Origin of the sequence: Amycolatopsis minnesotensis, from assembly GCF_039529815.1 — a bacterium.
GTDB classification, from domain to species: Bacteria; Actinomycetota; Actinomycetes; order Mycobacteriales; family Pseudonocardiaceae; genus Amycolatopsis; species Amycolatopsis minnesotensis.
Map to the genome: position 1 here is coordinate 1 of NZ_BAAANN010000010.1, position 15,153 is coordinate 15,153.

The following is a 15,153-nucleotide window of genomic DNA, read 5'->3' on the forward strand; positions in this document are numbered from 1 at the left end:
ATCCCGGAGAACCGCTGTCCACCCACCCGGAAAAGTACCGTCCGCCAACCTGGAGACCATCTGTCCGCCCACCCGGAGTTCCCGATGACCGTTGACACTCCGCAAACTCCACCACACGACTATGCAACGTCCACCGCAGCGCCGGGTCCAGTTGACAGCGAGCCACCTCCGCAGACGCCACGACCGATCACGTCTGCGCCGTCGCGTCGACAAGCCAGCGGCAACCCTCACTCGCCGTGACCACGCCCGCCCTGTTCTCGTCGACAACCGACGCCCATCCGCTCCTGCACATCGTTGCGTTCGGTGGCGGAGTCGAAAGTGCCGCCTACCTCACCGAGACACTCACCAACCCGGAAAAACACACCGTAGACCCGGCCAACCTGGTGGTCCTGCACGCCGTGGTCGGGTCCGAGTACGACGACACAATCAGGGACTGCCAGAACCATATCTTCCCCTTGTTGCGCGATCACGGGATTCGCCTCGTTCAGCTGTCTCGCCGTGGTCCACGACAGCACCACGGCATCAAGATCCTGTATGACACCACCACTCCTCGCATCATGCACCGCAAGGGGCCGTGGACCCTGGCACAGCACAACGAAATGAACGGCATCAGTCCCCAGCTGTCCGACCGCCGCTGCTCGTTGAATTTCAAAGGCTTCGTTCTCGACAAGTTCATACTCACCGAGTTTCCCGGCCGGAACTACACGCACACGATCTGCTACAACCGGGACTTATGTTGTGGGTTTGTTATCTGTCCAGTGTCCACGCTCTTCGGTGGATCGTCCCGGCGTCAGAGTTCGATGCGTCGGCTTCGACGAGGATGAGCAGCTCGATCCTGGCCGGGGATCACGCGGGCGATGATCGGTCGGGTGGCGAAGAACCGACCGACGGTGCATCAGACGGCGACCATTGCGAGGAGTACGACTGTGTGCGATCAGCCCGTTAGGTCGATCGTCTTGCTTGTGGTGATGGCGACGGGTGGTGTACACGCGTCGCAGGTAGTTGCAGTGCACACGCTCCGAACACGACGCGCACACCCGACGCGTTCGGCCCTTGGTGCCCGACCGTGCGAAGATCGTCACCCAGTCGCCGTCGCTCTCCACTTGCTCAACGACCAGCTCGCGTAAATGCGGCAGCAAATTATCGAGATCAAGAGAACAACTGCCGACACGATCAACTATGGCGCACACGGCCAGTCGCTGGACCGCGAAACCCGCGCGAGAGCCATATTTCGTGTCCAGTACGTCGTCGTCGCGCACGCCTATGGGATGCGGCCTGGACGCCGAGGCGTAGGTCACCGGGCGTCTTTGACGACGCGGCCGTCCTGGATGACTAGTGCGACCGACTCGGGATCTCCGAACAGGTCGGGGTTTTGCAGCGGGTCGCGTGTCCACCCGGTGAGATCGGCGAGCTTTCCGACCTCGATGGTGCCGACTCGGTCGGCGATGCCCAGAATCTCGGCGTTGATCTTCGTTGCGGCCACCAGCGCGAGCATGGGGGTCTCTATCGCGGCTCGCAGAGTCAGTTCCCGTCCGCGGCCACGCTGGTTAAAGCCGATGAGGTCAGAGCCGGAGCCGACCTTGACGCCGGCGGCCCGCGAGGCCAGCAGTCCGTCGATCTGCCCCTGCAGCACGCCACCGACCCGCTCGACCATCGACGCAGGCAGCCCGGCCTGCGCCGGGTCCTCGAGCAGCGCGTGCGTGATCAGGAGCGTCGGTACGTGCGCCACCCGATTGGCGGCCATCAGCGCCGCCGTCTCCTCGTCGATCTCCGAACCGTGCTCGACGCACGTGACGCCCGCACGGACCGCGTTGCGGATACCGGCGTTGTTGTGAGCGTGGACGGTGACGTAGCTGCCGCGGGCATTCGCCTCGGCCACCGCCACCTCGATCTCCTCGACCGCGAACTGCGTGTCGCTGATCAAGTCGTGCGTCGACATCACGCCGCCCGTCACACACAGCTTGAGGAAGTCCGCGCCGCGGCGGAACGTCTCGCGCACGTTCTTCCGCATCTCGTCCGGGCCGTCGGACAGCAGCGACATCGCCCGCAGTCCTGGGATGCTGTGGTCGTACCAATCAGCAGTCGGTTCCCAGTCGGCCGCGAAATGACCGTGACCGCCGGTCTGACACTGGACAGGGCCGCACTGCAGGATCCGCGGCCCGCGCACCTTTCCGCAGGCGACCGCCTGCGCCAGGCCGGCGTCGATACCGCCGGTGTCCCGCACCGTCGTGAACCCGCCGTCGAGCGTCTGGCCGCAGTTGGTGAACATGTCCGCGGCGAGCTCGGCGACCGAAAGCTGTCTGCGCAGGCTCGGGTTGATATCGCTCGACAGACCGAGATGGACGTGCGCGTCGATCAAGCCGGGCGTGATGGTCATCCCTGCCGCGTCAATCGTGTCGGCACCGGCTGGCGTATCGCCGATGGCCGCGATCCGGCCGTTCATCACGTTGATGGCCTGCCCATCGAGCGGGTCCCGGCCCGTGCCGTCGACGATCCGCGCCCCGACGATCCAATAGTCCGACATCCGCACGCTCCATTCGATCGCTGCGGCGAATGTATGCCGACCGCGCTCGCCGGTGATGAGACAACTGTCGAAAGATCCATGCTCGTGTTTGAACACGGATGGAATCGCCATCGTCGGATCGTTGGCGGGCGAGTGTCGAAATCGTCTCGCGTTTTCTTCGACAGATGGCGATATCGGCGCGCAGCCGCGCGCGGTGACGATGTGATCGTGACTGTTACCGCAGATGTCGTCGTGGTCGGCGCCGGTGTGATCGGGTCGTCGACCGCGCTCGAGCTTGCCCGCGCCGGCTTCAATGTCGTGGTCGTCGATCGCCTCGGCGGGCCGGGGCAGGGATCGACGAGCGCGTCGAGCGCTGTCGTCCGGTTCAACTACTCGACCTTCGCCGGCGTCGCCGCGGCGTGGGAGGCGAAGCACTGCTGGGAGACGTGGGACGAGTACCTCGGTGCGGTCGATCGGGCCGGCATGGCCCGGTTCCATCGCACCGGAATGGTCTTCCTCGACGTCGACGTCGCGCCGAAGGAGCGGGTCATGCCGCTGTTCGACCGAGCCGGCATCCCGTACGAGGTGTGGGGCCCGGCGACGCTCGCGACGCGGCTGGCCGGAATCGACACCGGGCGGTACTGGCCGCCGAAACGGCTCGACGACGAGGCGTTCTGGGCGGAGCCGACCGAACAGCTCGGCGCACTGTGGACTCCGGACGCGGGTTTTGTGGACGACCCCTTGCTCGCTGCGGTCAACCTCGCCAACGCCGCCCGCCAGGCGGGCGCCCAGTTCCTGTTCAAGCGGCAGGTCACCGCCGTGCGCCGGTCGGGTGGCCGGGTCGCCGGCGTCGAACTGGCCGACGGCGAGCGGATCGACGCGCCGATCGTGGTCAACGTGGCCGGGCCGTGGTCCTCGGCACTGAACCGGCTGGCCGGGGTGGGCGACGACTTCACAATCACAGTGCGCCCGATGCGTCAGGAAGTGCATTTCGTGGCGGCGCCTGCCGGGTACAGCGAAGGCAACCGGCTCGGCCCGGTCATCGCGGACCTCGACCTCGGCACCTATCTGCGCGGCGCACCCGGGAACGGGCTGTATGTCGGCGGCACGGAACCCGCGTGCGACCTGATGCAGTGGCTGGACGACCCGGACGAGGCGAACCCCCACCCGACCGGGGCCGTGTTCGAGGCACAGGTCACCCGCGCCGCCCGGCGCCTCACCGACCTCGGTGTCCCGACGGCACCGCGTGGCACGGCCGGCGTATACGACGTCGCAGACGACTGGACGCCGATCTACGACCGCACCGCGCTCGATGGCTTCTACGTCGCGATCGGCACCAGCGGCAACCAGTTCAAGAACGCCCCGGTGGCCGGGCGCTTCCTGGCCGCGATCATCACGGCCGTCGAGAACGGTCACGACCACGACACCCGCCCGGTGCGGTACCGCGGCGAGCACACCGGGCTCACCGTCGACCTGGCGGCGTTCTCCCGGCGGCGGCCCGTCAACGCGGACTCCAGCGGGACGGTCATGGGCTAGCCGGTGGGGAGACCAGCAGCCCGAGCAGGCGGGCGAGCTTCAGCCCGAGGTGTAGCACCAGCCGGTCCCCGCCGTTGCCCAGGCTCATGCCGGTGATCTCCTCGATGCGGGAGATCCGGTAGTAGAGGCTGCCCCGGTGCACGTGCAGGCGGGCGACGCTCGCACGGGCGTCACCGGCTTCGTCGAGGTAGGTCTCGAGGGTCTCGACGAGCGGACCGTCGCCGTCCCCGTCGATGAGCGCACGCAGGCCTGCGGGAACGGCATCCACCGGCAGCTGCTCGATCGGCAGGTGCACGAGCAGCCGGTAGATGCCCAGCTCCTCGTACCCGACGACCGGGCCGAATCCGGGAACGACCTCCGTCACCCGCAGCACGTCCTGCGCTCCGACGTGAGACCGGTGCGCCGCCAGCAGACCGCGCACCGCCGGGCCGACGCCTACCCGGACCTCGTTACTGCCAAGCGCTTTGGCGAGCGAGGACTGCAGATCCTGTGCCTGCGCACGCAGCGCCTGCGGCGAGGGCAGCTTCGTACCGGCGAGCAGCAGCGTTCCGTGCCCGCCGGACCGGGTCATCGCGAGCGCCGGGACGGGCGTCACGTGCCGGACGGCGCGCTGCAAGGCGAAATCCAGCTCGGTGGCGGCGCCATCGAGCCCAGCCAGCGCCGCCTCGCCGACGCGCACCCCGACCACCACGACATCCCCGTCGGCAGGCAGGGTGTCCTTTCTCGCCAGCTCGGCAGCCGCGTGGGTGCGGATGGACGCGTCCTCGGACACCAGGTCGCGCAGCAGTTCCCGGCCCCGGCTTTCGCGCAGATCTCCGATCAGCTGCTGCCGGTGCAGCACCTGGCCGGCCGCCGCGGCGGCTTCGACGGCAAGCCGCAGCTCGTCATCGGTGACCGGATCGCCGTCGTCGATCAGCCACAGGTAGCCGAACAGCCGCAGGTCACAGCGCACCGGCACACATACTCGCCCGAGCATGCGCCGGGCCTTCAGAGCGGGGATCCGCACGGGCGCCTCGGCGGCGGCGATGCCGTGCGACAAGACGTACTCGACGAGATCGGGCGAGCCCTGCCGTCGCAGTACGGAGTGCACGCGGTGCTCGTCGACGTTCTCGTCGTGCGAGGTGTGCACGAGCAGGCGGATATGCGGGTCATCTATCGCGACAGCGCGGTGGAGGCGGGCGGCAAGACCCTCGGCCACAGCGCGAAGCTCGTCCTGCATCAGCAGATGCCTCCATCCGGTCGGCCACTACCAGTGTCGCCGCGCCGTCGACCGTCGGGGGCGGCGCGAACCGACCTGGCCCGACGGCGAACTGATCGTGCGGACTGGTACTGGACAAAGAAGAAAGTATGACATACTTTCTTGCCCGTGACTTCGACCACAGTGCCCCGCCCGGCGGATCTCGCACGCATCGAGAAGGGCCGCGTGACGCGTGCCACGCTGGTCACGGCGGCCCGGGATCTGCTGCGACGCAAGGGGATCGAGAACATCAGCCTGCACGCCGTCGCGTCGGCCGCTGGGTCGTCGGTCGGGGCGATCCAGCTTCATTTCGGTACCAAGAACGGTCTGCTGCTCGCGGTCTACGCCGAGCAGGTCGCCGAGGAGCGGGCCCGGATCGACGCGGTCCTGGGGTCGCTCGCGGGTGAGTCCGACAGCGCGCGCGCACTGGTGGAGCGGCTGTGGGAGGGCTACTCACAGGAGCGGGTCTCCTTCCAGCTGGCGCTGGAGAGCCGGGCAGTCGACGATCCCGAGCTGAGCGCGCAGCTCGTGGCTCTGGTGGAGCAGCACGTCGTACCGGGGGAGATCCTCAGTGCGGCCTTCGGCTGTGACACGCCCGAAGTGCGGGCGTCGCTCAGCGCGGTACTCGCCGCGCTGGCGGGCGTCGCCGGCCTGCGCCACTTGATCCCCGCCAACAAGGTCGACGCCATTCTGTCGCGCGTAGTCGTGATGGCCCGCGCCGTCCTCGAGGAACTCGCATGACCGCCGGCCCTGCTGCCGACAGCCCGCGTCGCGCTCTGGCGCGGCCGCTGGCGATCACCGCACCTCCGGACCAGCCGAAGTACGCGGCGGGCATCGGATATCAATCGTTCGAGGACATCGGGAAGGCTTTCATGCCCGCAGACATTTTCCGGACCGCCGTGACGCGCCGAACGGACGGCGTAGCCGGTTACAGCTCCGTCAGTCCGATTCAGGCCGCCTCGTGACAACCGGTTCGGCGGGTCCGCTGATCATCTCGTTGCGAGATGGCCGCAAGGTCCAGTACGAGGTCTATGGCGATCCCGCCGGCTCCCCGGTCTTGTGGTTCCACGGTGGAGGCTCCAGCCGGCTCGAGGGAGCGATCTTGCACGTCCCGGCGAACCACCATGGCCTGCGACTTATCGCGTTGGATCGCCCCGGCGTCGGCGGGTCAGACCCGCACCCGAACAGATCGGTGCGCGGATACGCGACCGACATCGCCGAGATCCTCGACGAACTCTCCATCGAGCGAGCATCCGTCGGTGGGCTCAGCAATGGCGGCATGTACGCGATGGCCGTTGCGAGCCAGTTGCCCGATCGCGTCCACCGTGTCGTTCCGGTCAATCCTGCCATCCCCGTGGCGGACACGGCGGCACGCGCCGCTCTGTCGCGTAAGACGCGGATGATCTACGGAGTCTTGGAGCGCAACCCTCAACGCTTTGTCCGAGCCGTCGAACAGCCGTCCTCGCGGGGCTGGCTGATAGCGACACTGAGTCGCTTCGGCAACCCTGACGCTCATCTCTTTGCCGATCCCGAACGAGCGGCCATGCTGGCCGCCCTCAGAAGCGAGGCCGCGCGCCAACCTCATAGCGGCGGGCTAGCACAGGAACTCGCGCTGGGCGTCGGTGACTGGGGTTTCGACCACCGAGCGGTCACGACTCCCGTTTTTCTGCTGTGCGGCGAAAAGGATTCGGGACTGGGCTACGCAAAGGTATGGGCGGGAGAGTTGCCGCAGGGCCACCTGTCCCTCGTCCCCGGCGGGCACATGGGGATCTTCGCGCCCGCTGTCGCACGACGGGTCACCGAACTGCTCCGCGGGAGCTGGTGACCGAACCGCCTATTCGGCAGGCGGTCGAGCTGCCGATCGGCGGCGACCTGGACCTGCCACTCGCGCTGTTCTCGGTTCCGCGCCTTCGGGACCACCGCGACAGTGCGGGCTGACCTTCTGTGAGGATCGCATGACGCCGCCATACCCCGTGACGCGCAAGACCGAAGATGTGGAGACCACAGCGGGCGACCCGCCGGTCCCGGACCCCTACCGCTGGCTCGAGGGTGAGGACGAGGAGGTTCTGCGGTGGCAGAGGTGGCAGAACGCCCTGACCACTGAGGTGCTCGGTGACCTACCGGCGAGAGTCCGCGACCTCGTGGACGGGTTGATGGTCGACCGCGCACCCTCTCTGCCCCGTTTCGCCGGCGGTCGCTGGTTCCACGCCAAGGGCAGCACGGTCGTCAGGTCGGACGAACCCTTTGGTGATGGCGCGACCGTGGTGGACATCGGCCAGTTCGCTGACCGCGAGACCGAGCCGTTCCTGAGCTGGCTGTCGCCGTCTCCGGACGGCGCTGTACTCGCGATCGGGGTGTGCACTGACGGCAGCGAGCAGAACACCATCCGGCTCATCGATACCGCGACCGGTGTCGTCCGGGACGACGCCCCGTCGCAGGTGCTGTTCGACGGATGGACCGGCGGGGCGATCTGGCTGCCGGACTCCACCGGCTTCTGGTTCACGGCTGTCACCGGCAGCGTCTTCGAGGTCACTAAGGGAGTTTTCCTGCACCGCCTCGGCGCGGTGACCACCGATCCCGAGCCGATCCCGCTACCCGCGGGGACGATGGACTACGTCATCCCGCAGGCCGGGGGCCGGTGGACGGTGATCGCCCACGGCCTGGCGACACCGGTGCCGTACGCGGTCCACGACGGGAGGAGCTGGCGGCCGTTCATCACCGATGTCTCCGCGACCATCGCCGGGCACATCGTCGGGGACCGCTACGTCGCGGTGACGGACCTGGACGCCCCGCGCGGGCGGCTGGTCGCCATCGACCTGGACTCGGACACCCCGAACGATCCGAGCACCTGGACCGAGCTGGTGCCCGAGTCCGACGCGGTCCTGCGCACGGTCACGCCGGTGGCGGACCTGCTCTACCTGTCCCAGTTCGTCGACACCTACGCTCAGATCAGCATCGTCGACTCCGCGGGCAGAAGGGTCGGTGAGGTTCCGCTGCCGGCGCGGGGCGCGATCAGCGAGGGACCATTCCCGGGCATGAGCCTCGTCCGGCGCGGCCACGACGAGCAGATGTTGCTGTCCTTCAGCACTCCCACCCGCAGCTGGTCGGTTCTGCGGCACATCCCGGGAGCTGACAGCGTCGAGGTCCTGAGGCCTCCGGAGACCGGGCTGCCGGACGCCACCGTCACCGACCTGTGGGCCACCTCCGCTGACGGCACCCGCATCCCGTACCACGTCATCTCCCCGCCGGGAGCCGATGAGGCGCTGCCGACCCTGATCTACGCCTACGGCGGGTTCAACGCGCCATTCCTGCCGCAATACCCCCCGAAGGGCATGGCGGCGTTCGTCGCCGCCGGGGGACGGCTGGTGCTGGCGCACCTGCGCGGCGGCGGCGAACTCGGGCGAGACTGGTGGCACGGCGGCCGGATGCAGACCAAACAGAACTGCTACGCCGACCTGTACGCCGTCGCGCAGGAACTTCTGGATCAGGGGCGAGCCAGCCGGCTCGGGATAGCGGGTGCCAGCAACGGCGGGCTGCTCGCCAGCGTCGCGCTCACCCAGCGCCCCGAGCTGTGGAGCGCGGTCATTCCGCTGGTACCGCTGTGCGACATCGTCGGTGCGCTACGCGAGCCCTACGGCCGGATGGTCATCGACATCGACTACGGGCACGCCGACGACCCGGCGGACGTCCGCCGGATGCTGGGGTTCAGCCCGTACCACCTGGTCCGAGATGGGGTCACATACCCGCCGGTGTTCATCGAGGCCGGCGACACCGACCCACGATGCCCACCATGGCACGCCCGAAAACTCACCGCGCGGCTGCAGGCAGCCCAGGCCGGCCCGTCCCCCGTCCTGATGCGGATCTGGGAGAACGTCGGACACGGTTGGGCGACCCCACGAGACACCGCGCTCAGCGAAGCGGCGGAATGGCTGTCCTTCGCCATGCACCACCTGCAACTACTGCCTAGCCGCTCAGCCGTCGCGCCCGGCAGCGGCGGATCACCAGCGGACCTCGCCCGATGAACCCGGTACTGCCTGGGGACCTCAGCCGCGCGTTCACAGGACTGCGGTTGCGGACAACGCCCGATGAGATAGCCGCGTTCGTCTCCGACGAGTCCAGTCTCGTCGGCGATCCGCCCCTTGTCGTCGTCTCCCCACGGACCGTGCCCGAAGTCCAGCAGGCCATGCGCGTGGCGACCGAGCACCGGCTGCCGGTGGTGCCTCGCGGAGCCGGCACCGGCCTGTCCGGCGGAGCCTGTGCCGTTTCCGGCAGTGTCCTGCTCGACCTGTCACGGATGACCACCATCACCGAGCTGGACCCACAGGCCCGGCTCGCGGTCGTCGAGGCTGGCGTCGTGAACGCCGATGTATCGACCGCCGCTGCCCAGTACGGGCTCATGTACGCACCCGACCCCTCGAGCTGGGAGAGCTCCACCATCGGCGGCAACATCGCGACCAACGCCGGAGGGCTGCGCTGCGCCCGCTACGGCGCGACCCGGGCGTCCGTCCTCGGCCTGGACGTAGTGCTCTCCGACGGCCGACTCCTGAGCACAGGCGGCCGGACTGTCAAACGCAGCGCCGGGTACGACCTGACGCAGCTGTTCATCGGCTCGGAGGGAACGCTGGGCGTCGTGGTGGGTGCCACGCTGAGGCTGCTGCCGCTCCCACCTCCGCAGCTGACCGCGCTGGCCACCTTCCCGGACGTGAAAAGTGCTGCCCTCGCAGCGGCCGCCTTGGTCGCCACAACGTCCCCCACCCTGGTGGAGCTGATGGACGAACTGGTGGTCAGCGCGCTCGATCAGGCCCGCGGCACCGGCTTCGGACCCAGCGTCGGATCCGTCCTCGTGCTGCAGGTCGACGACGCCCCCGCCGCACAGGCCTCAATAAGCACGGCCATGGCCGTGGGAAATGCGATAGACGTCGCGGTCACCAGTGACCAGGGGGAGGCCGCAGAGCTGCTGAACATCCGTCGAGCAACCTTCGCGGCCCTCCAGCGCCTCGGGCCCCTACTGCTGGAGGACGTCTGCGTGCCCGTCACACACCTGGCCGCGATGGTCTCGGCGGTGGCCGAGATCGGGGCAGCGCACGGCGTGCGCACCTGCACCGTGGCACACGCCGCCGACGGAAACCTGCACCCCGTGATCGTCCGAGATGGCCACACGCGAGCCGAGGAGGCAGCTGCGGACGCCATCTTCCGCCAAGCCCAAGCCCTCGGCGGGACCGTGTCCGGTGAGCACGGCATCGGGCGCCTCAAACGACACTGGCTCGAGACCGAACTCGGCGAAGTAGCCCTGGACATCCAGCGCAACATCAAGCAGACACTTGATCCGCTGGGGCTGCTCAACCCAGGAGCGGTCATCCGAGCCAGCGCTGCGTCCCTTCCTCCGGGACATCGCGAGTGACAACAGTAAAGCGACCGGCGTCATCCCTTGCGCTCGCCGCCCCGAACCTCGTCGGGTTAATCCGCAGCGAGACACGTGCCCGGGTGATCGAGGAGACGTACCGGTGTCGCATCCACGGCGCGAGGTTCGCCGACTACATTGCCCGCGCCGACCGGTTCCTGCCAGGGCTTGGCCGGGCGTCTGACCGCAGCCGCGCGGGTGATCATTGTCCAGCGACGTTTCGGGGCTGGTGCACGGTGAGGTCACTGACGCCGCTGCGGGCAGCGAGCTCGCTGGCGAGACGGGTGTTCTCGACGGTGAGCCGCCGGATGTGTTCCTCGTAGAGCTCCACGTGCAGACGCAGTTGTTCGTTCTCGCGCCGCAGCGTGGTGATCCGCTCGCGCAACTCCTGCGTCGGGGTTGATGCCAACGGCGCTGCGAGGATTCGGCTGTCGGCGGACGCGGCGCGGAATCGTTCGACGAGGACGGGGTGGTTGCGGTAGAGCGTGGGCCGGGAGATACCGGCCCGTTCGGCCAGAGCGCTGATGCTAGGGCGGGTCGTTCCGGCGCGCGCTTCGGCGAGCAGAGTGTCAGCGACCGCTTGGATCTGGGCTTCGGTGGACGTAGCACGGTTCAACGGGTGTCCTGCGGTGAGTCGGTGGATTCCAGAAGCTGACTGATCTGTTCGCGTCGCACGCGCAGACGCTCGCGCGCGTAGGGTGCGAGCGCGTCCCTGGCCGCCAGCATGGCGTCCACTGTGGCCAGATGCTGCCGCCAGGCGTCGTGGTTGTCGGCGGTGAGCGCGACGTTGCGGCAGGCCAGGGGCTGGCAGTCACCGAGCGAGGGGCCGTGCTGGGTGCCGTTGTGGCACAGGGCCCGGTCGGGGTTATGAACGCAGGTGACGAAACGGCCGGGATAGACGTGCGGGTCGTGCCGGGCGACGAGCGCGGCGAACTGCCGTCGGTCGCGGGGCAGTATGCCGGGGAACCGGACGTGCCGACCGTACTCGCTGAGCCGGGCAAGGGCCTCCTCGGCGGCCGGACCGGCCAGCCGTTCGTGCTCGTGGCGTTCGACCATCATCGCGAGGCCTTCGCCGCGGACCAGTGATTGCTCCGCTTCCACTTCGGCACGGAACCCGGAGTTCGAGGTGCCCGCGTAGCCCTCGAACATCTGCACGCTGTGGTGCCGATAGGCAATGGCGCCCGCGATGGATCCGCCTGGGCGGCGGGCGATGAACCACGCGAGGGTGCGCCGGAACTGCATCGTGGTCACCCGCGCCGGCTTGCCGCCCACCTCGGGAACACGGTCCGGCAGCCCTCGGGCGGCGCAGTAGTCGTTGATCCATGTGATGAACCCGGCGATGTCGTCGGTCGAGGCCCGGACACTGAGCACCTCGTTGGTGTGCAACTTGCCCTCCCGCTGACCACGGTGATGGTGGCTGGTCGGCAGCGAGGCGAACAGCCAGTCTTGCTCGGCAGGCTGGAGCTGTTCCAGTACTCGCACAGCCTGCGCAACTGGAGCGCCGACGACCCAGGTGGCTTCCACACCCAGCGGGGTGCCCTCGCCCTTAAACGCCCGGCTGGTGACCCTATACCGGGCCAAGCGTCCCTGCGGGTCGGCGTCGACGGTCACGCATCCGCGGCGCAGGTGTTTCACCTCGCTGTCGCGCATACCTGACAAGTAGGCGATCACGATGTAGCAGGCCGCGTTCAATCGCTGTTCGTAGCGTGGATAGGCGCTGTAGGGCATGCGCTTCAGCCACGGTCGTCCGTCGACCTCCGCGGTCATCGGGCACCACAGGTAAGCGTCGTCGGCGATGTCGAGCTCGGCGATCGCCTGCTCGATGAGCACCCAGTTGCTGGCGCACTTCAACGAGTTGCGGGCGATGTCGACCTCGCGGGCCAGGTGCGAGATGCTCAGCCCGACCGGGCCGCCCGGCAGCGGTCGGCCAGCCTGGCGGTAGCGCTCCAGCACGGCGATCAGGTGAGGCTGGGCGGTCTTGCTTCCCGCCGCGCGGTGTCCGTGCCGACGTCGCCAGCTGCAGGAGTAGAGGTGAGCCCACTCGGCGCGGGCGCGCAGGATGTCACCTGCGAACTCCTGCACGTATCGCAGGGCCCAGCCGAGCAGCGGACCGAGGACAGCTTCGGGGATGCGGTCGGTGGTGTTCTCGCTGACACGTTTGCTGTCGCCTTCGTACCAGCGTTCCAGCGACGCCGGGTCGAAGTCGAGCCGGTCGCTTACCAGCTGATCGCGGTAGATCCACAGCCTGCGGACGGTTGCTCGGAGCCCGGCTCGCCATGTAGCGGAGACGCCCAGGCTGATCAGGTGCTTGCGGTAGGCGTCCACCGTTTCCGGCCCTACCTTGGCCAGCGGCGGGGCGTCTCGATCAGCGAGCCATTCGAGAAAGATCTTCAACCGGGTGAACTCGACCCGGATCGTGACGATGCGCGGTCGGCGCTGCCCTTCCGGAAGCTCCCCGGCCAGCTGGGCGAAGAAGAACTCCTTGGCTACCGACCGTTATCGGTTGGGCAGAGTGGTGAAGTCCAGCTTCAGGCTGCGTTGCTGTTTTTGCAGCAGCGCCGGGGACAAATCCCACACCTCCTCGCCGAACCGCGCGGTGGACGCCAAAGCAGCGCCGTCGCGCAGCGGAGTCCGCGCGAAGATCAGGGCATCCGCGCTGATCGGCGCGGCGTCGGTGCGGTCGTGTGCCGTGGTCATGCGGTTTCCCCTGGTCCTTCCAGCAAGTCCAGCAGCGTCGCGGCACTGCCATCGGCGCCCGACCGGGCCTGGTCTACTTCGGCGGGGGTGAACGTGGGCAGGATGTCCTCGGTGATCGACAGCCAGACGTGGCCGTATCGGTGCCACCACTGGTCGCGTTTGGTGCCGCTCCACCGGTGTTCGAGCTCGGCGAGCAGGTCAAGCAGGCTCGGCAGGTGCTCGGCGGTGACGACTGCGTTGCGGCAGGCGAAGCAGGCCAGGAACGACGCGCGGCACACGCCGTCGTTGAATGGGCTGTCCCGGATGCCGGTGCACTACGTGAACACGGTCGTCGCCGCGCGCCGGTCGGCATCGGCCTCCACCACCGGCAGCGGTCCGCCGCTGCCGTCCAGGACTCGCTGGTGGGCGGCTCGCGCGGCGGCCTCCGCGTCGGATACCGCATCGGCGACGACGTCCTCGGCCCAGTCACGAACCGTGGGATCACCGGCGAGGTAGCTGGAGAACAGCACGTCCTGGGTGTTGGTACGTATCGCCGGGGGAAGGTGCCCGCCGACGGCGCGGGTCGTGCGCCGCTCCACGGTGGTCTTGAGCCGGTTCAACGTCAGCTGCACCGATGCACCGTTCTCAGTCAGTTCGTGTCGCCGGGCCCACCGGCCCAACGCCAACCCTCGCGAGAGGTTGGCGGCGAACGGGTCGGCGTGCCCGCCACCCGCGAAGGCGTCGCGCACGCCGCCGTTGAACCACACCGACCACGCCGTCGCCGAGCCGCTGAAGGCGCGCGACCGCGCGGTCAATTCCAGCAACAGAAGGTAGAGCCCGCCCGGCGTGTGCAGTTGCCGGCTTGGCGACCCGATCTCCCACACCACGTCGGCGAACCAGTGCCCGGCCCCGCGGCGCCGCTTCACCGCCTGCACCTGAACCGCCTGGTCGTCCAGCCGCCGGTGTTCGGCGGGGAGTTCCTTGATGGTCTCGCCGTTGCGTCCCGAGACCGCCACGCCGAGCACCAGCAACGGGGCCAGGTCCAAGCTCACCAGGAACAAGCGGCTGGCGTAGTCCATGCGCGCCCACGGATGCGGCGCCCCCGTCGGAAACCGAAACCTCGGGACCTCACCCGTCGCCGCCAGCTCCACCAGCTCGGCCGCCTCACGGCGCTGCTGCGGGCTGAGCCCGCCCCTACCCGACAACGCCGCAGCCAGCAAGCGTTCGCCCGCGCGGATGCGGTCGCGTATCCGGGCGACGTCCGAACGTGCGGCCCGCACAATCTGCGCGAACACCTCGTCGCTGTAGCCGGGCACGCCCCGCGGTCCTGCCTGGTTGACCATCAGCTGACTTGTGGCCAACCAGGCGCGAGTGTCCGGACGCAGCTGCTCGGCGGGCACCTCCATCAGCACGCGGCAGATCCGCCGCATCTCCGCCATCACGGCGACCTCGCTCATGGTGGCCAGTCGGTCGAGCCGGAAGCGCCGCAGGTGCTCCTGCGTGATCTCGCCGATCGTGTCCGGCCGTTGCCCCGGCAGCTTGGCCAGGAACACCGCGAACCGTCGCAGCGACTGCCACGCGTTGTTGGCGCTGGACAACGTGTGCAACGTGCCGGTGTACCCGGTCCGCACCGCGAACGCCGCCGCCAGCTCCGCACGCATACCCGGCACCGGAAGCTCGGCGAAGTCGTAACCGCGCGCGCGACCATCCCGGCCCTCGAACCTAACCACCAAACCCTCGCCCGCTAGCTCGACCACAGCCGGGGCTTGATAGATCCCCGCGGGCTGGGTCGAGGTTCGG

14 protein-coding genes are annotated in these 15,153 nt (G+C 68.5%); 7 read left to right on the forward strand and 7 right to left on the reverse strand.

Annotation, left to right across the window (positions count from 1 at the left end; all coding sequences use genetic code 11):
- Positions 1-236 precede the first annotated feature (236 nt).
- On the forward strand, positions 237-824 hold the full coding sequence (locus ABD256_RS14060; protein ID WP_344417683.1) for a hypothetical protein: 588 nt from the start codon (positions 237-239) through the stop codon (positions 822-824).
- A 470-nt stretch (positions 825-1,294) separates the two neighbouring features.
- Here ABD256_RS14060 and ABD256_RS14065 read toward each other — a convergent pair whose 3' ends face one another.
- Positions 1,295-2,635 carry a metal-dependent hydrolase family protein gene (locus ABD256_RS14065; protein ID WP_344417685.1) on the reverse strand — a complete coding sequence of 447 codons (1,341 nt, stop codon included), beginning with the start codon at positions 2,633-2,635 and terminating at the stop codon, positions 1,295-1,297.
- A 96-nt stretch (positions 2,636-2,731) separates the two neighbouring features.
- On the opposite strand from ABD256_RS14065, the gene ABD256_RS14070 reads away from it, so the two are divergent.
- Complete coding sequence (locus ABD256_RS14070; RefSeq protein ID WP_344417687.1) at positions 2,732-4,039, forward strand: NAD(P)/FAD-dependent oxidoreductase; 1,308 nt, start codon at positions 2,732-2,734, stop codon at positions 4,037-4,039.
- Here ABD256_RS14070 and ABD256_RS14075 read toward each other — a convergent pair.
- The gene (locus ABD256_RS14075; RefSeq protein ID WP_344417689.1) at positions 4,029-5,258 is read right to left on the reverse strand and encodes a PucR family transcriptional regulator; all 1,230 of its coding nucleotides are present in this window, start codon (positions 5,256-5,258) and stop codon (positions 4,029-4,031) included. The genes ABD256_RS14070 and ABD256_RS14075 overlap by 11 nt on opposite strands.
- A gap of 147 nt (positions 5,259-5,405) precedes the next feature.
- On the opposite strand from ABD256_RS14075, the gene ABD256_RS14080 reads away from it, so the two are divergent.
- The 5 genes from ABD256_RS14080 to ABD256_RS14100 all read left to right on the forward strand — a co-directional run bounded on the left by ABD256_RS14080 (position 5,406) and on the right by ABD256_RS14100 (position 10,677).
- Positions 5,406-6,017: a TetR/AcrR family transcriptional regulator gene (locus ABD256_RS14080; RefSeq protein ID WP_344417691.1), complete on the forward strand. Its 612-nt coding sequence runs from the start codon at positions 5,406-5,408 to the stop codon at positions 6,015-6,017.
- Complete coding sequence (locus tag ABD256_RS14085) at positions 6,014-6,241, forward strand: hypothetical protein (protein ID WP_344417693.1); 228 nt, start codon at positions 6,014-6,016, stop codon at positions 6,239-6,241. The genes ABD256_RS14080 and ABD256_RS14085 overlap by 4 nt, the downstream gene beginning before the upstream one ends.
- Entirely contained in the window at positions 6,238-7,101 is an 864-nt protein-coding gene (locus ABD256_RS14090) for an alpha/beta fold hydrolase (RefSeq protein WP_344417695.1), read from the forward strand. Before ABD256_RS14085 ends, ABD256_RS14090 begins: the two co-directional genes overlap by 4 nt.
- Positions 7,102-7,231: 130 nt before the next feature.
- The gene (locus ABD256_RS14095; protein ID WP_344417697.1) at positions 7,232-9,298 is read left to right on the forward strand and encodes a prolyl oligopeptidase family serine peptidase; all 2,067 of its coding nucleotides are present in this window, start codon (positions 7,232-7,234) and stop codon (positions 9,296-9,298) included.
- Positions 9,295-10,677: an FAD-binding oxidoreductase gene (locus ABD256_RS14100; RefSeq protein WP_344417699.1), complete on the forward strand. Its 1,383-nt coding sequence runs from the start codon at positions 9,295-9,297 to the stop codon at positions 10,675-10,677. The genes ABD256_RS14095 and ABD256_RS14100 overlap by 4 nt, the downstream gene beginning before the upstream one ends.
- Before the next feature lie 202 nt (positions 10,678-10,879).
- Here ABD256_RS14100 and ABD256_RS14105 read toward each other — a convergent pair whose 3' ends face one another.
- The 5 genes from ABD256_RS14105 to ABD256_RS14125 form a co-directional block, all read right to left on the reverse strand.
- Entirely contained in the window at positions 10,880-11,293 is a 414-nt protein-coding gene (locus ABD256_RS14105; protein WP_344417701.1) for a hypothetical protein, read from the reverse strand.
- On the reverse strand, positions 11,290-13,071 hold the full coding sequence (locus ABD256_RS14110) for a hypothetical protein (protein WP_344417703.1): 1,782 nt from the start codon (positions 13,069-13,071) through the stop codon (positions 11,290-11,292). The genes ABD256_RS14105 and ABD256_RS14110 overlap by 4 nt, the downstream gene beginning before the upstream one ends.
- Before the next feature lie 102 nt (positions 13,072-13,173).
- Positions 13,174-13,374, reverse strand: coding sequence for a hypothetical protein (locus ABD256_RS14115; protein ID WP_344417705.1), 201 nt, complete (start codon positions 13,372-13,374; stop codon positions 13,174-13,176).
- Positions 13,371-13,652 (reverse strand): hypothetical protein, encoded by a 282-nt coding sequence (locus ABD256_RS14120; protein WP_344417707.1) that lies wholly within the window; start codon positions 13,650-13,652, stop codon positions 13,371-13,373. Before ABD256_RS14120 ends, ABD256_RS14115 begins: the two co-directional genes overlap by 4 nt.
- A 36-nt stretch (positions 13,653-13,688) precedes the next feature.
- Positions 13,689-15,083: a hypothetical protein gene (locus tag ABD256_RS14125; protein ID WP_344417709.1), complete on the reverse strand. Its 1,395-nt coding sequence runs from the start codon at positions 15,081-15,083 to the stop codon at positions 13,689-13,691.
- Between the last annotated feature and the right edge of the window lie 70 nt (positions 15,084-15,153).